Below are 21,624 nucleotides of genomic sequence, written 5' to 3'. Positions count from 1 at the left end.
TATAAAATCCACATTTTGTACAGATGTCTGGGCAACGCGGAGGTGAAAGGAAGATGTACGATTGCAAAACTTGCAGCACCTTTTTAGTAAAATGCCCTTGCTGTGATGAATCCTTTTGCCCAAGTTGTGGCGTAACCGAACGGGAAATAGAAGAGCAGGAAGAAGACAACGAAGATGGCGAGACCGAAACTTAAACCGCCTACGTTCCGCTGGTCGCCGTTCTCGAAGAAGCAATTAAAGGTTCTCACCTGGTGGATGCCCGAATGCCCTCATCACGATAAGGATGCGGTTATTTGCGATGGATCCGTTCGTGCCGGCAAGACAGTGGCCATGTCGTTCAGCTATATTGTCTGGGCTACTGAGACATTTAACGGCGAGCAATTCGGCATGGCAGGCAAGACGATCGGCGCGCTGCGGCGGAATGTTATCGGCCCGCTAAAACGTATGCTGAAAAGCCGGGGGTACCGGGTTCACGATGATCTAACCGCAAACATGCTGACGGTCAGCCGGGGCAGATCGAGCAATTACTTTTTCTTGTTCGGCGGGAAAGATGAGCGCAGCCAGGATCTGATTCAAGGGATCACACTCGCAGGCATGTTTTTCGATGAGGTCGCTTTGATGCCGCAGTCCTTCGTTAACCAGGCGACAGCACGCTGCAGTGTAGAGGGCGCCAAGTTTTGGTTTAACTGCAACCCTGCGGGGCCGTATCACTGGTTCAAGCTAGAGTGGCTCGATCGACTTGCCGAGAAAAATGCCTTGCATCTCCATTTTACGATGGACGATAATTTGTCGATCTCAGAAAAGGTGAAAGAGCGCTACCGCCGGATGTACACTGGAATCTTCTATAGGCGATACATCCTTGGACTTTGGGTAATGGCTGAGGGTGTAATCTACGACATGTTCGATATGGACAAGCACGTCGTTAAGACGGAGGACAGGCCGTATGTGCAGTATTATGTCAGCTGCGACTACGGAACGCAGAATCCAACGACATTCGGGCTATGGGGGCAAAGCAAGGGCGTCTGGTACAAAATTAAGGAATATCATTACGACGGCCGAGCCAAAAGCCGCCAAAAGACGGATGAGGAGTATTGTGACGATCTCATTGAGTTTGTAGGGAAGCTGCTGATCAAGGGTGTTATTATTGACCCTTCAGCAGCTTCTTTTATTGCCGCTGTCAAAAAACGCGGCGTGCTGCGCGTTATCAAAGCGGATAACGATGTGGTCGACGGTATTCGGGACGTAGCCTCAGCACTCACTGAAGGCTTAATCAAGTATAACGATTGCTGCAATGAGACGTTCCGGGAATTCAGTTCCTACGTTTGGGACGAGAAGGCTGCACAGCGTGGCGAAGATAAGCCGGTAAAAGAAAACGACCATCAGATGGATGGAGATCGTTATTTTGTGCGGAGTGTCGTGAAGCGCAGGGGAGGCGTGTACTTCCCTGACGCCGGATAGAAAGGAGGGATATAGATGTTTTTTACGATCAACGGCGAGATGCAAGATATCGAGCGTATTCTCAAGGACGGCGCCCAATCGGCTGCGACGATCGAGCAGATCATCCAGCTGGAAATCGGCGATTGGCGAGCCTCAGAGAAGAGAGTATGGATGTTTATCGGCGATCGGTATTACCGCAACAAGACGGACATTCTGGAGCGGAAGCGGACGGCGATCGGCTCCAGCGGTGCGAAGGAGCTCGTTGGAAATCTGTCCAATAACAAGCTGGCGAACGGCTTTGTTCGTAAATTGGTCGATCAGAAGGTCGGATATCTGCTCGGTAAGCCTATGAGCATCCAAGCTCAGCCTGACGCTTACCAAGCAGCGCTGAACGCTATCTTTAACGAGGACATGCTCCGTCGGCTGCAGTCGATCTGCAAGGAGGCCGTTAACAAGGGGATAGCCTGGCTGCACGTTTATTATGACGAGGCGGGCGCTCTTAGCTTTAAAAAAATGCGGTCCGAAGAAATCATTCCGCTTTGGCGAGACGATGCGCACACCATCCTGGACGCCTTGATTCGGGATTATGAGGTCGTCGCCTATGAAGGGATGCGCAGGACAACGGTCCGAAAGATCGAGTGGTGGGATACCCACGGCGTGCGACGTTATATCGTCAACGGGACCGGTCTTGCGCCGGATGTGGAGGCTGGAGCGGAGGAGGCGCACTTCTCGGTAGTGGCCGCCGAGCAGGAGCAGCCGATGAACTGGGAACGGATCCCGTTTATTGCCTGGAAGTATAACGAGGAGGAGCAGCCGCTCGTTGAGATCATCAAGTCGCTGGTCGATGACTACGATAAGCGGAAGTCGGACAACAGTAATAACCTGGAGGATTTGCCGGACAGTATCTATGTCGTCAAAAACTATGGCGGCACCAACGCCGGCGAATTCCGGAAGAACATCGCCACGTACCGCACTGCCTTCGTTGAAGCCGACGGTGGCGTCGATACGATCGGGCTGGATATGAGTACCGAAGCGTATAAGGCTCACCAGGAGCAGAATCGTAAAGACATCTACGAGTTTGGCCGAGGCGTTGATACACAGGCTACAAACTTTGGCAGTGCTCCTTCCGGTGTGGCGTTACGCTTTTTATACGGCGATCTGGATCTCGACGCCAGCACGATCGAGACGGAGTTTCAAGCCAGCCTTGAGCAGCTGCGCTGGTTTATCGATACGCATTTGTTTAATACGACTGGAGCGGATTACAGCGGAGAGAAGGTGACGTTCATCTTCAACCGCGATATGCCGGTTGATGAATCTTCCGTCATCGGAGACATCAAGAATAGCGTCGGCATCCTGTCAGACGAGACGTTGGTGGCGCAGCACCCATACGTTACCGACGTGCAAGCGGAGCTTGATCGTATCAAGAAGCAAAAAGAGGATGCTTTAGCCGAAATGCAACAGTATGGCGGAATGGGCGGAGGTGATCCTAATGCTCTCGACGGCAGCGGTACAGAAGGTTAATGAACTGATTTGCAAGCTGTGTGAGCGGCACTCAGCCTCTGAGCCAGCTGCTGCCGATATTGGGGCCTTAGCTGATCTGATTAGAGCTGTCAGCGAGCCTTCATCCAATAGCACGGCGGCCATCGGTTTTACGACCGAAAGTCCTGATGACGGAGCTGACGACGAATGAAATCGGAGGAGTATTGGGCGCAGCGGATGGAAACGCTGAATGAGGCGCAACTCCAGAAAGGTGAGGCTTTCGTTCAGCGGACAAACGAGGAATACGAAAAGGCTATAGCGAAGATTCAGAAGGACGTCGATACCTGGTATGCACGTCTGGCCAAAAACAACGGGGTCAGCATGGCGGAAGCCCGCAAGCTGCTGCAGAAAAACGAACTGAAGGAATTCCGGTGAACCGTTGACGAGTACATCAAGGCCGGCCGTGAGAACGCCGTGGATCAACGATGGATGAAGGAGCTGGAGAATGCCAGCGCCAAAGTCCATATCAGCCGTCTGGAGGCGTTGCAGACGCAGATGAGACAACACGTCGAGGTCCTGACAGCGAAGCGCCAGCAGGGAACCTCAGCCGTTCTGGGCGGTATTTACAAGGACAACTATTACCGCAGCATCTTCGAGCTACAAAAGGGCGCAGGGCTCGGTTCTTCTTTCGCCAAACTGGATACCCGCCAGCTTGAAAATCTGCTCGTAAAACCCTGGGCACCGGACGGCAGCAATTTCAGCAGCAGGATCTGGGCAGACCGGACGAAACTGGTGTCGGAGCTCAACACGACACTCGTACAAGGGCTGATCCGCGGCGATTCCTCTGACAAGATGATTACGCAGCTTTCCGAGCGTATGGGGGTTTCTAGGTCACGGGCCGAGAATCTGGTTCTCACTGAATCAGCTTATTTCTCGGGAGCCTCCCGCCGGGCCGCCTACGACGAACTGGGCGTGGAGAAATATCAAAATATCGCGACGTTGGATAAGCGAACCTCGAAAACCTGCAGGACGATGGATAAGACGATTTTCCCGCTCGCCGAGGCGCAGCCGGGAGTGAACTGCGCACCGTTTCATGGCCGTTGTCGCACAGTCGATATCCCTTATTACGAGGACAATATCAAGGAGCGCGCTGCGCGTGGTGACGATGGCAAGACGTATAATGTCCCTGGTGACATGACATACGAACAGTGGGCCAAAGAGCACGCGCCGGTTGATGCTAAGAAGCCTCCTCAGTTGTCATCAGGTAACGGAGTGACAAATGGGGTGGGCGGTGGCTATGCACCAGAGCCTGAAAAATGGTATGATGAAACTGGAAAAACGGCACCGAAATTGCTGCTCCCTAAGGATTTGCCGCTTAATGATTTAGAACCGGACAGGCCACGCAAATTGGGAGACATTGACCCCTATGATCAGCCGGCTGCCAAGAATTTCCTAACCGAAGCGGAGAAAGAAATCAGGAAGGCTACAGATGAACACGCTGTAGCTATCACACGAGACGGAGAGGTTTATCATGTTAAGGGTAGTAGATCCGCAGTAAACCCCGAGGCTATCGGCGTTGCTAAACTCAAGGATGCTGCGATTACGCATAATCATCCCGATTATGACGGAGAACCCGGAGGGTCGTTTAGTCCTGATGATGTTCTTTTCTTCTTCCGAAATGGATTGAGGGAACTTCGAATAGTGGATTCTGCATATGTATATCGGCTCACCAAAGATGAAGATCTTTCCGTCGACTTGGAAGATGTAATGTCCCTCCTGTCTGGAGCTGAGGAAGCCGCGGAGAGAAATTTAACGATAGAAGATGCAATAGCAGGCTACGATTTAAAGCATCTGGTTATGCTTAAGCTTGTGGAACTGATTAAAGGATTGCTTTATGAAAGGAATGACTAAGGTGCCCCCTATTAGCAAAGAAAAAAATCGCTTGCAATTAGAAGGGACATATAAGTCTTACAAGGAAAGACTGACACCCGAAAAGTTCAATGAATTTATCAACGAACTAAGCGAAGTCATTTGGAAATCCAATCTTCAGCTTGATTCATTTCCCTGGCAGGGAGGCCTTGATGGGTTCGTTGCTGAGAAAAAGCAAATATCTGAAGAAAGACTAATCAAGGTATTGCTTCTAAAGCAGAAATACACCGGGAACCCTGATGCTTACGAAGAGGACAACAAAAACTTCACCATCTTAATCGAACGATATAAAGAGAGGTTCAGGCGCAGTTTTGCTGAATCGGGAACAGCGGCTGATCTACAACGTTTAGAACAGAGCATCAAAGAAATCGAAGTATTATTTCAACAAATTTTTAAATAAGAGCACTCCCGCAGACGCGAGGGTGTTTTTTCATTGGGCTCCGGCTGAGACTGCTGGGGCCTCTTCGCCGTTTCCTGCGGTGCTAAATAAGAGGACATCACCGGACGCGACCGGGTAAAAAGCGAAGATGAAAGGATGAGAAAGATGACAAAGGAACAGTTTATCGCATTGGGTCTCGCGGAGGAGCAAGCCGAGAAAGCTGCCGCAGCGTCCGCCGAGGAATTAAAAAGCTTTATTCCGAAGGCGCGCTTCGATGAGGTTAACGCCGCGAAGAAGCAAGCGGAGACGGATCGTGATAAGGCGTCCGGACAGCTCGAAGAACTGAAGAAGTCTGCCGGCGATAATGAAGCGCTGAAGAAGCAGATCGAAACGCTTCAGGGCGAGAATAAGGTCGCGAAGGAGAAGTACGAGGCTGACGCAAAGGAGTTGCGCCTCGGGACGGCCGTAAAGCTTGCGCTGGCTGGCAAGGTCCACGACCCGGACATCGTTGCGGGGCTGTTGGATAAAACAAAGATCGAGTTGGATGACAACGGCAGCGTCAAAGCCGGATTGGACGACCAGATCAAAGCCCTGCAAACCAGCAAGGCTTTTTTATTTGTGCCGGAAGATAAAGGCGGCGGGCAGTTCCAATTCAAGGGGACGAATCCTGCGGAAAGCGGCGGTGCCGGCGGATCCGGTGGCGCAGGCGGGAATAGCACGGCTGCAGACTTTGGTAAGCGAGTCGCTGACTTCGCCAAGTCGAACAGCGCCACGTCGGATGCACAAAAATCTTATTTTGGAGGCTGATAGAGCATGAGTAAATTTGTAACCACGACCTACGGTAATCGCAAGGAAATTCTGAAATTCCCGGACCATTATGTCGACCTGGCGGTCACGGTAGATGACACCGGCATTGCGGCCAACGCAGACGGCCGCAAAATTGTTCCAGCCGGGACGATCATCGGCAACGGCATTTTGGGCGATATCACCAAGCTGGCGAAGAAAGCAGTGACCACTACGGGTGTTTCTAACGCCGAGGGGGTGCTCTTCTACGACGTGGACGTGACCTATGGGCCGGCTTCCGGCGCTTTGCTTATCCATGGTTTTATCGATGTGAGCAAGCTTCCGACGGCGCCGACGACCGAAGAAATCGCTGCGCTGAAGCAGATCACATTTTTGAAATAAGAAAGGGGACTGAAAACCAATGCCAACCATTTTTGATTATGTAACAGCCAAATCGCTTGCAGCTTACGTCACCAATAACCCAAGCAACGACATTCCCTACCTAGGGGCTACGCTGTTTCCACCGAAAAAGAAACTTGGCCTTGATCTAGCGTGGATCAAGGGCGCCCGTGGTTTGCCTGTCTCGCTGCAGCCTTCGGCATTCGATGCCAAAGCGACGCTGCGGGACCGCATCGGCTTCACGAAAATCGAAACGGAAATGCCGTTCTTCCGCGAAGGAATGAGGATTGGCGAGAAAGATCGCCAAGAGCTGCTTCGGCTGCAGGATAACAGCAACGACCAGTACATTATGCCGCTGGTTACGCAAATTTACGATGATCGGGCGGCACTCGTTGCGGGTGCTCAGGTTATCCCGGAGCGGATGATTATGCAGCTGCTCTCCAGCGGGCAGATCCGTATCACGGCGAACCGGCAGGATTACAATTACAATTATGGTTTTGCCGGCAGCCACAAGGAAACGCTCTCCGGCACGGCCAAGTGGAGTGATCCAGGGAGTACGCCGATCCAGGACATTCAGCGTTGGAAGAAAACCATTAACGGCGATACCGGTGCGATGCTGGCACGTGCGATTTGCACGGAAAAGACATGGGGCTATCTGATGGATCATCCGGCTATTAGGCTGGACATGAACCCTTTGGGTGGACAAAACATCATCATGACCGATGCATTGCTTCGTGCTTATCTGCAGAACAAGCTCGGTATCACGGTCGCCGTCTATAACAAGATTTATGCCCTGCAGGATGGTACAACGTATCAATTTTTCCCTGATGATTACTTCACACTCATCCCGGATGGAAACCTGGGCAATACCTGGTACGGTACCACGCCGGAGGAGGCCGACCTGATGGCCGGTGCAACCTCGGCTGAGGTATCCATTGTAAATACTGGCGTGGCCATTACGACGATCAAGGAGCCGCATCCGGTCAACGTCGAGACGATTGTTTCCGAGATTGTCCTGCCGTCGTTCGAGACAATGGACACCATTTTTATTGCAAAGGTAGCGTAAGGAGGGGCTTAGGCCTCTCCTATTTAACTTCTGAAAGGGGAAAATGACAATGGCAAAAGCAGATGAGACAGCACCGAAAGCAAATCAAGGAGCAACGCAACTGCCGGATGCTCCACCTGCAACTCAAGAAGAGAAGATCCCCGCGGTATTCTTGACGAACTGCAAGCATAATCGGGAGTTATACGAAGCCGGCCAGCGAGTAGATCTGCCAGAAGATGTTTATGCCGAGCTGCTGGAAGCAAAGGCAATCAGGCCTATCGGGGAGTAGGGAGGCGGAAGCCGATGACGTTCGCTGAATACCTCATCAAATTGAAGTCGCTGCTGGGAATCCCGCAGGATACCACGGAGAAGGATGAACGGCTGAGCTTTGTGCTTGAAACCGTCATCCAATCTGTTCTGACGTATTGCCGGATTACCGAGATTCCCGAAGCCTTGGATAATGTGGTGCTGCAGATCGCGGAGGACTATTACCGATCGAAGTATTCGACCGAATTTGAGCAGACCGCGCCGGCGGTCGTGAGCGTGAAGCGCGGCGACGTGCAGACGAATTTCGGCTCTTCCAAGCCCGTTGTTTCGGCTGGCGCAGGAGCCTCCTTTGTACGAAATTATGCGGCTCAGCTCAATGCGTATCGCCGGATGGGGTGGTAGCGATGCCATTTGGCAACGTAGCAGCGGAGCGCGCTGCGATTGAGATGACATATGACGGTCGCTGCACGGTGACGGAGTATCGGCAGGTCAAAGACCCGGTTACCAAGGCTACACGGCAGCAGGCCGTGACGGTGCTGGAAGATCAGCCCTGCGCTTTGTCGCAGACCTCCCTCCGAGCGGCGCAAAGGACGGCCACGGATAACACGATTGATTATGATGCCAAACTGTTTATCAGTCCAGACATAACGATCAAGGCGGCGGGCAGCCGGATTGTGGTCGTGCAGGATGGAATGACGTTTGAAGGGGAGCAGGCAGGCAAACCGTTCCGCTACCCAACGCATCAAGAGATCATGCTTAAGGATACGGGACGGGCATGAGCAGTATCGGTAGGTTTGAATTCGATGAGCTGAAGGAGTTGCAACAAGCGCTCGCCGAAACAGAGCGGCGGTTTCCCGGTTTTGTTGAAGAATGCTTGAACGAACTTGCAGCCCGCTTACTTGCGAAAGTCATCGCTAGAACACCTGTTGATACCGGCGACCTTCGCAAGGGCTGGACAATCGGACAAATTACTCGAGTCGGGAATACGGTGCAAATCGAAGTCATCAATCCGGTGGAATATGCAATGTACGTTGAGTATGGTCACCGGACCCGTAATCACAAGGGTTGGGTCGAAGGCAGATTCATGCTGACGAAATCGGTAGATGAGCTTGAGAGGGAATTGTCCGGCATACTTGAACGAAAGCTGGATCAGTTCTTGAAACGAATGCTGGGGTGGTAGATTGATCGAAGATCAAATTAAAAACGGCATTCTGGCTAGACTCTCGGAGATCGATCCGGAACTGCCATTATACGACGAGCAGATTAAGCAGGGCTTTACCGAGCCTGCTTTTTTTGTTCTTCAAGTCAACAGTGGGCAGACCAGAGGTGTCAATCGGCGTTATATTCGATCGTTACTTTTTAATGTTCACTTCTTTCCGGATCCTAAAAGTCTGACAAAAAAAGAAGATTGCCGGGCAATAGCGGAGCGGTTGTACGAGGCTATGGTATACGTTGAAGTAGACGGCCAGCTCTGTCGCGGTCTGGATCATCGGTATGAAGTGATTGACGACGTGCTGCATTTCTTTGTCGGCTTCACGGTTCACCTGATGAAAACTGCCGACCAGGTACCGAAAATGCAGCAACTTGAACAGGAGGGCTACCTTAAATGAGCGTAAAAGATAAAACTGACGAGCCTATTGCTCCGACATATTCCAAGCAGCAGTTTTTGGAATCAAAGATCTTTACGGTGCAGCAGAAGGACGTATTAAGTGCGCTGCTTAAGGCTGACGAGAGCTATACAATCGATCAGGTAACAGGCATCGTAGAAAATTTTGCACGGAAGGTGGTCCAATAAATGGCCGGAGGCACATGGACAACTCAAAATAAGGTCAGACCTGGGGTATATTTCAATTTTGCGAGTGCAGCGACGCTCGGTTCGCTAGGCGAACGGGGCATTGCGACAATGGCGCTCAAGCTGCCGTGGGCGCCGGCGAAGCAGGTACTGACCATCAATGCGGGCGATAACGTAAAAACGCTGCTGGGATATGATATCACCGATCCGGCGTTACTCCTGATCCGCGAAGCGCTCAAGCGCGCCAAAACACTGCTCTTGTACCGGCTGAATGTCGGGACGAAGGCAACGGCAACGGTCGGCAGCTTAACGGCGACAGCCAAATACGGCGGCGTCCGAGGGAATGACCTGAAGGTCGTGATCCAGGCCAACATTGACGACAACACCAAGTTTGATGTCAAAACACTTCTAGGTGCTGCTGAGATGGATACCCAAACGGTAGCTAATATAGCAGGTTTGGTATCCAATGATTGGGTCGATTTCAGCGGTTCAGGATCACTCACAGCCACGGCCGGAGCGGCATTAACGGGCGGGGCAGATGGCACGGTAACCAATAGCGACCATACGGATTACCTAGCTGCTATCGAAGTTTTTGATTTTCAAACAGTGGCGCTGCCGAGTAACGACAGCACGCTGAAATCCCTCTATGTCGCCTTTACAAAACGCCTGCGGGATGTCGAGGGGCAGAAAATTCAGCTGGTCGTAGAGAATTACCCATCTGCGAACTATGAGGGTGTGATCAGTGTCAAAAACGGCGTTATCCTCTCGGATGGCACCACGCTAGATTCTGTATCCGCTACGGCTTGGGTGGCCGGCGCAGAGGCTGCGGCGCAGGTGAATGAGTCTCTGACCTATACGGCCTATGATGATGCGATTGATGCAAATCCCCGTTATACTAATAGCCAGATTGAGACTGCCCTTCTCGCAGGCGAGCTTCTATTTACCCAGAACCAGGGCCGAGCCCTGGTGGAGGTAGATCTTAACACGCTGACGGCCTTCACGCCGGAAAAGGCCAAAATGTTCTCCAAAAACAGGGTAATTCGTGTGCTGGATGCGATCAACAACGACCTTAAGAATATTTTCGAATCATTCTACGTCGGGAAGATTGATAATAATCCGGATGGCCGTAACCTGCTTAAAAATCAATATATCAAGTACCTGGATACACTGCAGTCCATTGGCGCCCTGCAGAACTTTGACTCGCAGACAGATGTGGTCATCACGCAGGGGGATGATTCGGATAGCGTCTATGTGGAACTGAATGTTCAACCGGTGGATGCGGTCGAAAAGATTTATACGAAAGTGAAGGTGATGTAGCATATGTTCCTTCAGGCAAAGGACACGATCAGCGGTCAAGAAGCAACAGCCTACGCAACCATCAACGGGGAAGTTGAAGAAATGTTCTACGCTAAGAAATTTGAGGCGAAACTCAAGAAGAATAAGAAAGAGATGCGCACGTTGGGCAAGCGGGGAACTCAAAATAAAGCCAATGGCTTTACCGGCACGGGCAGCATGACTATTTACTCAGTTACATCTAAATTCCGCGAAATCATGCTGGATTACACCAAAAATGGGATCGATACTTACTTTGATATCCAGGTGTCAAATATGGATCCGTCGTCCTCGATCGGTAAGCAAACGACGGTAGTGAAAAACGTTAACATCGACGAACTGACGATCGCAGCGTTTGATGTTGACTCGGAAGCCCTGGAAGAGGAAGTCACTTTTACTTTTGATGATTGGGATTTACAGGATAAATTCACAGCGCTAAAGGCCCCAACAAACCAAGGAGGTAATTAAACAATGAGTACGCTTAGCGCATTTTTTGCACAAAACGTTGCAATGGAAACCACAGAGGACGTTATCGTATCCGAGAGATTTAAAGATGAGCAAGGGAATCCTATTCCATGGAAGTTGCAAGCAATTTCCGAGGATCAAAACGACGCTCTTCGGAAGGCGGCAACGAAGCGGGTCAAGGGCCGTGGTGGGCAACATGTCACAGAGACGGACCAGACGGAATACTTAGCAAGGCTCGCCGCCGCCAGTGTCGTGTTCCCGAACTTGAAGGACGGGGAGCTGCAAAACTCGTACGGTGTACGCGGAGCAGAAGTGCTTATCCGCAGAATGCTTCTTGCCGGCGAGTATGCCAACCTACTGCTGAAGGTGCAAGAAATCAATGGCTTTGATAATGACATTAATGAGCTGGTGGAAGAAGCAAAAAACTAATTGAAGGAGGATGGGACGGGGAGGGAGGTCGATGTGAGCCCGATCCCCTTGCAGTCCTCCTTCACTATGCGCTGCATCGACTGCGGAAGCTGCCGAATGAAATCCTTTCCTTGCCGATCAGGGAGAGGGCTTTTGTGTTCGCGTCTATCGGCGTTGCAGCTAAAAAAGAGGCAGAGGCAGCTAAGAAAAAGGATTAGTGGGCCTGCTTTTTAGCGGCCTCGGGCCCGGGAAGGAGATACTATGGCTGCAACAGTAGGCACGAGCTTACAGATTTTCGACTCATTCTCCAATGTGCTAAATAGATTTAACAACGGGCTCCATCAGGCCATCACCAACGCAAATCATCTCCATCAAACTCTGCAAAATCCGCTTAGCCCGAATTTACCGGGGAGCAATATGCAGCCCGCCCACTCATCGCCAGCGGGAAATATAGGTCAGGCGATACAGGGGTCGCTGCAGCAAATCATCCATCTAAATCAGCAGATGGTATCCATCTTGTCCAAACAGCAGCAGATGGCGACGCAGCAAGGCCAGGTTACGCGAAATATGCAGGCTACGCATGCTGAAGCTGGCGGACTGGCTGAGACGCTTAAGGGGGTGGTGGCCACCTATTTATCTATCGAAGCGGTCCATAAGGCCATTGAGTTTATGAACTGGGGCGACGAGATCGCCGGGGCCAATGCGCGATTGTCTCTGATGAATGATGGCACACAAACCCAGCTCGAGCTGCAGCAGAAAGTCATGGCTGTGGCAAATAACACGCGCCAGGCCTATGCGGAAACTGCAAAGATGGTTGCGCAGCTGGGATCTTCCACGCAGGGAGTATTTAAAAGCAATCAGGATGTGCTGGACTTTACGTCACGGTTTAACAAGTTGCTGGTGACAGGCGGCGCGAATGCAGAGGAAAGCAAGAGCGCGATCCTGCAAATGTCCCAAGCCCTGTCCAGCGGCGTGCTGCAGGGGGATGAACTGCGGTCCTTAAGTGAAACGGCCCCGATGCTGATGAAGGTGCTGGCGGACGGTTTGGGCGTAGCAAGGGGATCGCTGAAGCAAATGGGGGCTGATGGGGAGCTGACATCAGCTAAGATTGTCGCAGCGTTTGCAAAGCAGGATGCTTATATTAATCAGCTGTTTGCCAAAATGCCGGTTACGTTTGGGCAGGCCATGACTATTGGAAAGAATAAAGCGGCGGAGTGGGTCGCGACGATTAACGGAACCAATCGGACCGCTGCAAAAGCTTACCCAGTCCCTTATGAGCCTTATGAACTCAAAGCAAGGCGAAGGGTTTATGAACGGCTTCACGGCCAGCATACGGCTTGCTGCGGACGGTGTAGCATGGTTTGTAGGGCTAGTGAGTAATCATATGGGCCTGGTAAAAAACATCTTGTTGGGCGTTGGCATTGTACTCGGCGTACTTGCCGCACAGATGATCGTCACATGGGTAGCTGTAGCGTGGCCGATCCTGGCTGTCATTGCTGCCATTGCCCTTGTCATTACGGCGCTGAATAAGCTTGGCGTATCTACGCAAACAATTGTCGGTGTAGTGGCAGGCTTATTCGGCATGCTATTTGCATTTTTATGGAACAAGGTTGCGTACTTATGGAATGTCATCCTTAGCTTTGCGGAGTTCTTTGTTAATGTGTTTATCGATCCGGTTTATGCCGTGCAAAAACTCTTTTATGATCTTTCCAAAGATTTTTTAGGGCACCTGTACAACATGGTTCGAGGGGCTGAAGATTTCTCCAGCTCGTTTTCCAAGACAATGCTAGAAGGCATTAACCTTGCGATCCAAGGCTTCAACTGGATGATTGATGCGATAAATAAAATACCCGGCTTCAAGATCGAGCCTGCAAAACTGTTGGACGAGAATAATGTCCATACAGTGAGTGATTCGCTTAAAAATATGATGGATCAGCTGGAGAAACCGACAACAGATAAAAATGTAGTGGATTTCTCGAAGTATAAAATGCAGGAAAAAAGTATGGGAGCAGCTTTTAACAGCGGTATGGAATATGGCACCGGATTGTTCGCGACCATGAGCAACGCTATGGATGGTCTGAAAGAAAAGGGCGATGCCTGGTCTACCATCGATAAGGTCAATGAAATTGGTAAAATCAAGGATAAGGTTGATATCTCCAGCGAAGACCTGAAGGTCATGCGCGAGCTAGCCGAGATGAAGAACATCCAGAATTTTGTGACGCTGACGCCTACGGTACAGGTAACAACCGGCGATATTAACCATCCCACGAGCGTTGATGAGATCATCCGGCAGATTGAAGATGCGATGGTGAAGGAAGTCGCGAACTCCGCGCAGGGGATGTATTGACAGTAAAAGTCTGGAAAATGGTATAACCTCCTGATAGAATAAAGGTATTATCTTACAGGAGGTTATACCAGGCATGAAAAAGCTTATTACCGGCATTTTGATCGGCAGCGCCCTAACCATGAGCGTCACAGCTTTTGCAGATTCGATCAAGCAATATATCCTGACAGAGGTTTCCTATCCCCTTGTCGTCAACGGCAAGGAGTATAAGGATGCAGCTGCTCCGATCCTGAACTACGAAGGCAGCACCTACGTACCGCTCGCAAAGCTCGGGGATATTACCGGGGTCAATTACAAATGGAACGATGAAGCAAAGCGCGTAGAGATCGTAACGGCCGCCGGAGGAACAACGCTTGGCATCGGGCAGGGTGATGAATTAAAATACATGCACGACCTAAGCCCAGAGGCGGCTGGCCAAGTTACTGGTGGCACGCCAAGCGGCGCCACATTAAAACCTGATACTCAGGTCATTGTGCAGAAAGGGCTGGTTCAAGAGAATGGTGAGACCGTGTTCTATGCCTACGACAAAGACGACCATTATAAAGGGCGTTTTACCGATCAGGATAGTGCGGGTTTTGTCATCGCTCAAATAAGAGGAGATGAATTACCTCCTACTTTTGCTGAGGGTTGGATAGATGCCGGTTTTTTGGTGGATGTATATGGCGATGTTGGCTACGATAACGACGATTATGTAATAAGAACAGCTCCCGGAACCATGAAGCAAGAGATATTCTATAGATTCCCTTTGCCGCATGGCTTTAGAGATGAAACTAATGCTGAGGAGATTACATCGAATGGTGTTAGATTAAAAAAATTCGACCATGGTATTTTCTTTAACATTGCTGACTTGCAAAAAGCTGGTATTTTGAAATAGCGATGAGAGCCCCTAAATATCGGGGCTTTTTCTATGCATAAAAACAGCCCTAAGGAGGTTGGTAACAGAATGGCAGAAGAGCAGGAGTATGGGATTTATTTAAGTTGGAATAATCAGGCTGAGAGTTTTCAGATCCCGGTAAATCCAGAATCGATTGAGGTTAAGGAACAAGGGCAGGGAAAGACATATAATATCGTTGGTAAAGGGGGAGGAACGGATGAAACTCGCGCCGGCGAAGTCAACGTGATTCAGAGCCCGAAGCTGAAAGAAGTCACCTTCAGTAGTATCTTTCCCAGTCAGTATTATCCCTTTGTGAACAGCAACGTTTCCTTATTTGTTCCGATGCATTATATCAATTTAATAAGAAAGTGGATGGAAAGTAAGCATCCCATTCGCTTTATATTTGCAGGGAGCTATAAGGCTTTAGCTTTTGCAGCAGGCAAATATAAATTTTCGGATCTTAATTTCCCCGCCTCCATCGAATCATTCGAATGGAAGGAAGTTGCCGGTTCGCCTGGCGACATTGAATACACGCTGAAGCTTAAGGAGTACGTTTTCTACTCAGCCCGTCGTGTAACGGTCGTTACGCAGGAGAACGGAGAGACTGTACTTGTACAGCAGCCTCCAGATCGGCCGGATGAGAGAGTCCGTCCTGAGACATATACGCTTCGGCGCGACGGAGAATCGCTAATGGAAGTGGCCAAACGCCTATTGGGTAACGACGGCAGGGCAAGAGAGATCCAGAAACTCAATAATATTCCTGAGGACAAGTTCTACCTCGGTCTCCCGGCTGGTACGGTTCTTAAGATTCCGCAGAATTGAGGAGAATCGCATGCTTGAGATCCAAATTGACAACCGGGATGGGTACTTGTGGGATATTTCGGGCATTGTCTCTGAAGCCACCTACAAGACAAGCCGTGTAGGCAAGGCTTCATCCTTTGAAATTACGATGATTCGTGGCGGCCTCTATGAAGCAACAGAATTCAAATACAACGTGGGAGATGTTATCCGAGTCCGGTATGATGATGAGGATATGTTCTATGGATATCTCTTTACCATCGAGAGAGGACGGGACGAGGAAGTAAAAATCACAGCCTACGATCAGCTCCGTTACCTGATGGTGAACGATTACATGCTGAAATCCAACATCACAGCGACCCAGGTTATACAGCAGTTCGCCGACAAGTACCAGCTGAAGACGGGCGAATTGGCCGATACCGGTTATAAGATACCGAAGATATCGGAGGACGGCATCAAGGTGATGGACATCATTTGCAAGGTGCTACAGGCTACGCTGGTTGAGACAGGGAAGCAGTATATATTTTACGATAATTTTGGGGAGCTCGCGCTGCAGGATGCGGAGCAGCTCGTGCTGGATTTGTCCTTGGGGGACATCAGTCTCATGTTTGATTATAAGCACAAGGTCTCCATAGAGGATTCCTACAATGTGGTGGTGCTTGCAAAAGACAATAAAAAGTCGGGAGTACGGCAACTATACGTCGAAAAGGACACGGACAATATTGCCAAGTGGGGCCTCCTGATGTTGTTTCAAACCGTTGATGAAAATATGAATGAAGCCCAAATCAACCAAGCGCTTAAAAATTTGATGAATCTCAAGAATAGGATATCCCGGAGCTTCCAGGTTGAAGCGATCGGAGATATTCGGGTCCGCGCCGGCAGGTACCTTTCCATAAATCTTGAGGAAATAGGGATGAACCAACGCTTTATGGTAAACGATTGTACGCATAAATTCGAGGGGAACGATCACACGATGACACTCGATTTGTTTGACATGCGGATCGGCGATGCGAAGGTGGAGGTGGCGAAGTGAGGCTTCTTGATTTAATAAAGCAAGCAGGCGTAGGCGCTTACGATGCCACGAACCCGGTGGCTATTTTACCCGGGACTGTAACAAATACAAATCCTCTGGAAGTAAACGTTGAGCAGCGTTTTACTCTGACAGAGGATTTTTTACTTGTCCCGGAATCTCTTACGCTGCTTGAGCTGGACTTAAAGCATAGCCACTCGACAGCAGACGGAGTCACAGGGGAGTCGCTCACGACGATCACTATTCGCCGCGGTTTAGAGGTCGGAGATATTGTTCTCTTAATTCGGGTCCAGGGCGGGCAACAATTTATTATTTTGGATCGGATGGTGGGGCCGTGATTCCACAGGGAGGCATAAATCGAAATGTCCAGACCGTGCAGCAGCCCAGCAAAACCTACCGCATCGATCCTGTCAGCAACCGAATTGTCGGAATGACTGACGGGATGGAAGCGGTGAAGCAGGCCGTTATGAAGATTTTGCAGACCGAGCGGTTTGAATTTCTTATCTACAGCGGCAATCACGGCAGCGAGCTCTCAGCGTTGCCTGGTAGCAGCTCTGCGTATGTGGAGACGGAGCTTGGGCGCCGGATCCGCGCCGCGCTGCTGCAGGACGATCGAATCAAGGACGTCCAGGACATTCAGATCTCGGTTGCCGGCGACGAAGCACTCGCGACGTTTACGGTGATTTCACAGTACGGCAATATCGAAATGACGAAGGAGGTGTAGGCATTGTACGAGTCACAAACCTTTAGCTCCATCCTCCAGCGCATGCTTGACCGGGTGCCGTCCGACGTAGACAAGCGGGAGGGCAGTGTTATCTATGATGCCCTGGCACCGGCTGCTTGGGAATTAGCCGGCTTGTATGCTCAACTGGACTCCGTTCTGCGGCTCGGTTTTGCCAGCACCTCTACCGGCACATATTTGGATTTAAAGGTAGCAGATTATGGCATCTTTCGGAAGACGGCGACCAAAGCGCAGCGGAAAGGGCTATTTTACGGCAGCAGTAACGCCTTGATTGACGTGCCGATCGGCAGCCGGTTCGGGGTAGAGGCGCTGAATTACGTCGTTGTAGAGCGGCTATCCATCGGGAACTACGTCCTTGAGTGCGAGACGGCAGGCGCAGCAGGTAACGCCTATTTTCGACCGCTGCTGCCAATTGATTATATCAACGGGCTGGTGAGAGCTGAACTGGCTGATATTCTGGTGCCTGGTACTGACCAGGAGACAGACGCCGAGCTGAAGAAGCGGTATGCAGATGTCGTGCAGGCACCGTCCACCAGCGGGAACAAGGCGGATTACCGCAACTGGGCGCTGGAGGTGGCCGGCGTAGGGGGTGTGCAAGTATTGCCGCTATGGGATGGTCCCGGCACGGTCAAGGTCGTTATATTGGATGCCAATAAGCTGCCAGCATCGTCCTTGCTGGTCTCCGAGGTGCAGGAATATATTGCACCGGTATCCGGCACAGGTGAAGGCCAAGCGCCGATTGGTGCGGACGTGACTGTAGCGGCAGCGGCTGGCATTGATATTGACGTGGAGGCTACAGTCGTGCTCAGCGGCAGCCGCACGCTGGCTCAGGTGCAGGAGGACTTCGAAACGGCTTTAACGGATTATTTGAAAAGCATCGCTTTTGGTGCAGATCCCGGCGTCAAATATGTCCGGATCGGCGCGATGCTGTTGGATGTTCCCGGTGTCCAGGACTATTCCGGCCTGATCGTGAATGGGGGAACGGGGAACGTTACCGTACCAATCGGCTTTGTAGCGGTAAAAGGGACGGTGACGCTAGATGAGTGAATTCCCGATTTCATCGCCTACAGGTCAGGCCATGCTGGAGCGGCTGCCCGATCTTTATTCTACGATCTATGAGACCCGGGTCATGATGCAAGATGAGGGCACGGAGCTGGATGCACTGAAGACTCAAGTCTCCGCTGCATTTGACCAGTACTTTGTAGCTACGGCGACATGGGGGCTGGAGCGGTGGGAAGCTGAATTTGGCATCGTCCCTGCAGCCGGGCAGCCAGATGATCAGCGGCGCTCGGTTATCCGCTCACGGATCCGTGGGCCGGTACCGTGACGATCGAGATGATGAAAAATGTGGCGGAGGCGTATGACCGCGGAGCAATCGAGGTCACTGAGCAGCCGGCATTATATCGGTTTACGGTGCGGTTCGTGGACACGCTTGGCGCTCCACCCAATCTGGACGACCTGAAAAAGGCGATCGAAAGCATAAAGCCGGCACACTTGGTTGTGGCGTATCAATACAAATACTTGTTGGTAAACCAAGTGCAGGGTATGTCGATCACGGACCTGCAGCAGTCTCGATTAACGGACTTCGCTCCGTTCATTCCGGTATAGGAGAGGAGAAAACGGATGGCAAGCAATACTGATAACTTACAGCTCTACAAGAAAGACCCGCTCACCGACGGGAATGATACTTTCGATATTCAGACCATGATGAACGACAACTGGGACAAGATCGACGATCAGCTGGGTGCGCAGGTCGTGGCATCTCCGGACAAAACGCCGGTAAGCCTGGTCAGCGGGCAGCAGGTCATCACGTCGCCCCGCGTGGCACCGTACAACGTCAAGAGTATCAAAGGCAGGACGCTGGTAAACCTGCTGGGGAGGTCCAACTTTGAATCAGCTCCTACGGGGTTTTCGCAGTTTCAAGCCTCTACTGAATTTGATACGACTAACTTTACCACTGGTAAGCAAGGGCTAAAAATAATTGTATCTTCCGGGACCTATGGAGCTATTACGCGTACTTTAGCTACTACTATTGGAAAGACCTATATTGTTGTATTTGATTTTAAAAATGGTAATGCAACTAAGGTGTGGGGCAGGATTCAAGGGTCCGCACAAACTCCCGATATTACAGACTCTACAAAATTCACTCCTGCGTTCATTAAATTCACAGCTACAGCAACTTCGCATGTTATCGAAATTGACGTAGGGGGTGCGGTAGGCACCTATGCTTATGTTGATTCTGTTCGGGCTTTTGAAGTTCCAACTGTAGAGTATTCCGCCCTGGACAGCATGACCCCGGCACAAGTCGCAGCCAAGTACCCATACGTCGATGACGTAAAGCCGATCAATACGCCGTATATCATTAGGTATGGAGAGAATCTCATACCACCGTTTTATGAGTGGGAAAGCTTGGACGTCACAGCTGCTGAGATAACTGGTCCATATACTTATTCAATCGTAACCACTTCGGCAGTCCAGAAAGTAAACTATACTAAAATCCCGGCAGTTCCGGGACAGCAGTATACCTATTCTGGCACGTTTTCAAGCGGTACGCTTATCGGGATTGATTTTCAGTTAGCCGATGGCAGTTCCGTTTCGAGTACGGGGTTTGTAACTACTAATCCCTTAACAGTCACAGCACCAGCTAATGCGGTATCGTTACGGGTGTTTACCACAAACAACGCAACCGTTGGTACCTTTACTTTCGACAAAGTGATGCTAAACCTGGGGAGCACGGCGCTACCGTGCAAACCGCGCGCAGACGATTACCTGGTATTCCCGACAAAGCTGCATTCGAACATCGACCGTAGCGTGTACGACGAAATCACATACCGCGACGGCCAGTACTTTAAAAACTCCAGGTTTAAGGAGCTTGAGTTAGATGGCACGTACACATGGACTGTAGCAGGCAGTTATACAGGATTCAAAATCTTGGCAGCAACTAATATTACCAACATGGTTATAGCCAACAACTTAGTTGCGAAGTATGATGGTAAAATTCTTCAATTTGCTGTGGGCGTATCAGATGGTACATGGTCTGATGCTTCGGCTAATATCGTTTACATTGGCGTACCTAATGCGGACAGCGGCTGGGCCGACGGTTACACTCCCACGCAAGCTGAAATGCAGGCGTATTTCTGGGGCTGGCACATGTGTGACCCTGCTGGAAATACACCATACACATCGGGCACAAAAGCTTGGGCGCGTATTGATCGGTTTGGTACACCGCAAGCGGAGATTACCACCACGCTACCCACAAACAAACCCACGGCACCGGATTACCCAAAATGGACGCCGTACAAATTCATTCACCAGCTTGCCGCTCCTACAACAGAGGTAATCCCCGTAGAAGGCGGTATTACACTGCATGAGGGGCTTAATCAGCTGGAGGTAGGCGCGGGCATGGTCGTGCGGGAAAAGGCAAATCCGTTTTATTATACTTCTGATAACCTTTATTACATCAACAATAAGAATCTGGGCGCTTCTGCTTTCAAATACCGTACTGCGCGTATTATGGCCGTTTATCGTAATGCTACGGAAGATAAAGTATGGACTTTCAACAATGGGATCGGAGCAAATACGCAGCAGGGATTTACTGCTCCAACAAATTACGACCCCGCAGCCGCCTACACTATCACCTACCTAGCGCTAGACCAATACCTGCTAACCGGAACTGTACAAACCATCGACGGCGAGTACAGCGCCAATCTTAAAACGACAGTGGATATATTGTCCCATAATCAAGCTAACATTTTATCCCGCGTCAGTGTGCTTGAATCGCAGAAGGCCGGGAAGGAGCAGCCACAATGGATAACCCCGACGCTGCTTAATGGCTGGGTAGCTGTGCCCGGACGGGAACCGCAGTACCGGAGATTAACGGATGGCACTGTAGAAACCCGCGGGGCAGTTAAAAACGGAACCATGAACGCTATTGTATTTATGTTTTTACCAGGATACAGGCCAGGGATACAAACGGACGTACCAGCTTACTCCTACAATGGTATGTCAGATATTTTCGGTTCCGCGAATATCTACCCTGCGGGCGGTTTCGTAGCAAATGCCGGTTCGAATACGTTTTTCTCGATAGCCACAAGATTCTCAGCAGAAAAGTAAAGGAGGCC

At 50.7% G+C, this 21,624-nt stretch carries 28 protein-coding genes; all 28 read left to right on the top strand.

All coding sequences use genetic code 11. The features are described from left to right. The first annotated feature begins 174 nt into the window (after positions 1-174). The 28 genes from ACHHV8_RS25535 (at position 175) to ACHHV8_RS25400 (ending at position 21,616) form a co-directional block, all read left to right on the top strand. Positions 175-1,458, top strand: a complete 1,284-nt coding sequence (locus ACHHV8_RS25535) for a PBSX family phage terminase large subunit (RefSeq protein WP_395162209.1) — start codon at positions 175-177, stop codon at positions 1,456-1,458. A gap of 15 nt (positions 1,459-1,473) precedes the next feature. Next, a complete protein-coding gene (locus ACHHV8_RS25530; RefSeq protein ID WP_395162208.1) occupies positions 1,474-2,958 on the top strand; it encodes a phage portal protein in 1,485 nt (494 codons plus the stop codon). Positions 2,959-3,123: 165 nt separating this feature from the next. Further along, positions 3,124-3,351, top strand: coding sequence for a hypothetical protein (locus ACHHV8_RS25525; RefSeq protein ID WP_395162207.1), 228 nt, complete (start codon positions 3,124-3,126; stop codon positions 3,349-3,351). Positions 3,352-3,405: 54 nt separating this feature from the next. Further along, positions 3,406-4,827 carry a minor capsid protein gene (locus tag ACHHV8_RS25520; protein ID WP_395162206.1) on the top strand — a complete coding sequence of 474 codons (1,422 nt, stop codon included), beginning with the start codon at positions 3,406-3,408 and terminating at the stop codon, positions 4,825-4,827. Beyond that, positions 4,811-5,245, top strand: a complete 435-nt coding sequence (locus tag ACHHV8_RS25515; RefSeq protein WP_395162205.1) for a hypothetical protein — start codon at positions 4,811-4,813, stop codon at positions 5,243-5,245. Before ACHHV8_RS25520 ends, ACHHV8_RS25515 begins: the two co-directional genes overlap by 17 nt. A 144-nt stretch (positions 5,246-5,389) precedes the next feature. After that, positions 5,390-6,031 (top strand): phage scaffolding protein, encoded by a 642-nt coding sequence (locus tag ACHHV8_RS25510; protein WP_395162204.1) that lies wholly within the window; start codon positions 5,390-5,392, stop codon positions 6,029-6,031. Positions 6,032-6,037: 6 nt separating this feature from the next. Beyond that, the gene (locus ACHHV8_RS25505; protein ID WP_395162203.1) at positions 6,038-6,409 is read left to right on the top strand and encodes a hypothetical protein; all 372 of its coding nucleotides are present in this window, start codon (positions 6,038-6,040) and stop codon (positions 6,407-6,409) included. A 19-nt stretch (positions 6,410-6,428) separates the two neighbouring features. Further along, entirely contained in the window at positions 6,429-7,472 is a 1,044-nt protein-coding gene (locus ACHHV8_RS25500; RefSeq protein WP_395162202.1) for a major capsid protein, read from the top strand. Positions 7,473-7,521: 49 nt separating this feature from the next. Beyond that, positions 7,522-7,740 carry a DUF7210 family protein gene (locus ACHHV8_RS25495; RefSeq protein ID WP_395162201.1) on the top strand — a complete coding sequence of 73 codons (219 nt, stop codon included), beginning with the start codon at positions 7,522-7,524 and terminating at the stop codon, positions 7,738-7,740. A 14-nt stretch (positions 7,741-7,754) separates the two neighbouring features. Next, on the top strand, positions 7,755-8,120 hold the full coding sequence (locus ACHHV8_RS25490; protein WP_395162200.1) for a phage head-tail connector protein: 366 nt from the start codon (positions 7,755-7,757) through the stop codon (positions 8,118-8,120). A 2-nt stretch (positions 8,121-8,122) separates the two neighbouring features. Then, positions 8,123-8,497 carry a hypothetical protein gene (locus tag ACHHV8_RS25485; protein WP_395162199.1) on the top strand — a complete coding sequence of 125 codons (375 nt, stop codon included), beginning with the start codon at positions 8,123-8,125 and terminating at the stop codon, positions 8,495-8,497. Continuing rightward, on the top strand, positions 8,494-8,898 hold the full coding sequence (locus ACHHV8_RS25480) for an HK97 gp10 family phage protein (protein ID WP_395162198.1): 405 nt from the start codon (positions 8,494-8,496) through the stop codon (positions 8,896-8,898). Before ACHHV8_RS25485 ends, ACHHV8_RS25480 begins: the two co-directional genes overlap by 4 nt. A gap of 1 nt (position 8,899) precedes the next feature. Further along, complete coding sequence (locus ACHHV8_RS25475) at positions 8,900-9,328, top strand: phage tail terminator family protein (protein WP_395162197.1); 429 nt, start codon at positions 8,900-8,902, stop codon at positions 9,326-9,328. Further along, positions 9,325-9,513 (top strand): hypothetical protein, encoded by a 189-nt coding sequence (locus tag ACHHV8_RS25470; protein ID WP_395162196.1) that lies wholly within the window; start codon positions 9,325-9,327, stop codon positions 9,511-9,513. Before ACHHV8_RS25475 ends, ACHHV8_RS25470 begins: the two co-directional genes overlap by 4 nt. After that, positions 9,514-10,827 (top strand): phage tail sheath family protein, encoded by a 1,314-nt coding sequence (locus ACHHV8_RS25465; RefSeq protein WP_395162195.1) that lies wholly within the window; start codon positions 9,514-9,516, stop codon positions 10,825-10,827. Between the two features lie 3 nt (positions 10,828-10,830). Continuing rightward, positions 10,831-11,310 (top strand): phage tail tube protein, encoded by a 480-nt coding sequence (locus ACHHV8_RS25460; RefSeq protein ID WP_395162194.1) that lies wholly within the window; start codon positions 10,831-10,833, stop codon positions 11,308-11,310. Between the two features lie 3 nt (positions 11,311-11,313). Then, positions 11,314-11,736, top strand: a complete 423-nt coding sequence (locus tag ACHHV8_RS25455; RefSeq protein ID WP_395162193.1) for a phage tail assembly chaperone — start codon at positions 11,314-11,316, stop codon at positions 11,734-11,736. Positions 11,737-11,976: 240 nt separating this feature from the next. Next, complete coding sequence (locus tag ACHHV8_RS25450) at positions 11,977-13,095, top strand: tape measure protein (RefSeq protein WP_395162192.1); 1,119 nt, start codon at positions 11,977-11,979, stop codon at positions 13,093-13,095. Then, positions 13,025-14,062: a hypothetical protein gene (locus ACHHV8_RS25445; RefSeq protein WP_395162191.1), complete on the top strand. Its 1,038-nt coding sequence runs from the start codon at positions 13,025-13,027 to the stop codon at positions 14,060-14,062. Before ACHHV8_RS25450 ends, ACHHV8_RS25445 begins: the two co-directional genes overlap by 71 nt. A gap of 73 nt (positions 14,063-14,135) precedes the next feature. Then, entirely contained in the window at positions 14,136-14,933 is a 798-nt protein-coding gene (locus ACHHV8_RS25440; RefSeq protein WP_395162190.1) for a stalk domain-containing protein, read from the top strand. A gap of 69 nt (positions 14,934-15,002) precedes the next feature. Continuing rightward, a complete protein-coding gene (locus ACHHV8_RS25435) occupies positions 15,003-15,755 on the top strand; it encodes a peptidoglycan-binding protein LysM (protein ID WP_395162189.1) in 753 nt (250 codons plus the stop codon). Positions 15,756-15,765: 10 nt separating this feature from the next. Continuing rightward, on the top strand, positions 15,766-16,764 hold the full coding sequence (locus ACHHV8_RS25430) for an XkdQ/YqbQ family protein (RefSeq protein WP_395162188.1): 999 nt from the start codon (positions 15,766-15,768) through the stop codon (positions 16,762-16,764). After that, positions 16,761-17,099: a DUF2577 domain-containing protein gene (locus ACHHV8_RS25425; RefSeq protein ID WP_395162187.1), complete on the top strand. Its 339-nt coding sequence runs from the start codon at positions 16,761-16,763 to the stop codon at positions 17,097-17,099. The genes ACHHV8_RS25430 and ACHHV8_RS25425 overlap by 4 nt, the downstream gene beginning before the upstream one ends. Continuing rightward, a complete protein-coding gene (locus ACHHV8_RS25420) occupies positions 17,096-17,485 on the top strand; it encodes a DUF2634 domain-containing protein (protein ID WP_395162186.1) in 390 nt (129 codons plus the stop codon). Before ACHHV8_RS25425 ends, ACHHV8_RS25420 begins: the two co-directional genes overlap by 4 nt. 3 nt (positions 17,486-17,488) lie before the next feature. Beyond that, positions 17,489-18,550 (top strand): baseplate J/gp47 family protein, encoded by a 1,062-nt coding sequence (locus ACHHV8_RS25415; RefSeq protein ID WP_395162185.1) that lies wholly within the window; start codon positions 17,489-17,491, stop codon positions 18,548-18,550. Then, a complete protein-coding gene (locus ACHHV8_RS25410; RefSeq protein WP_395162184.1) occupies positions 18,543-18,830 on the top strand; it encodes a putative phage tail protein in 288 nt (95 codons plus the stop codon). The genes ACHHV8_RS25415 and ACHHV8_RS25410 overlap by 8 nt, the downstream gene beginning before the upstream one ends. After that, positions 18,827-19,111: a putative phage tail protein gene (locus ACHHV8_RS25405; RefSeq protein WP_395162183.1), complete on the top strand. Its 285-nt coding sequence runs from the start codon at positions 18,827-18,829 to the stop codon at positions 19,109-19,111. Before ACHHV8_RS25410 ends, ACHHV8_RS25405 begins: the two co-directional genes overlap by 4 nt. Before the next feature lie 15 nt (positions 19,112-19,126). After that, on the top strand, positions 19,127-21,616 hold the full coding sequence (locus ACHHV8_RS25400; protein ID WP_395162182.1) for a hypothetical protein: 2,490 nt from the start codon (positions 19,127-19,129) through the stop codon (positions 21,614-21,616). Positions 21,617-21,624 lie beyond the last annotated feature (8 nt).

Source organism: Paenibacillus sp. TAB_01 (assembly GCF_043945595.1).
GTDB lineage: Bacteria > Bacillota > Bacilli > Paenibacillales > NBRC-103111 > Paenibacillus_S.
This window is presented reverse-complemented; position numbering and strand designations above follow the sequence as displayed.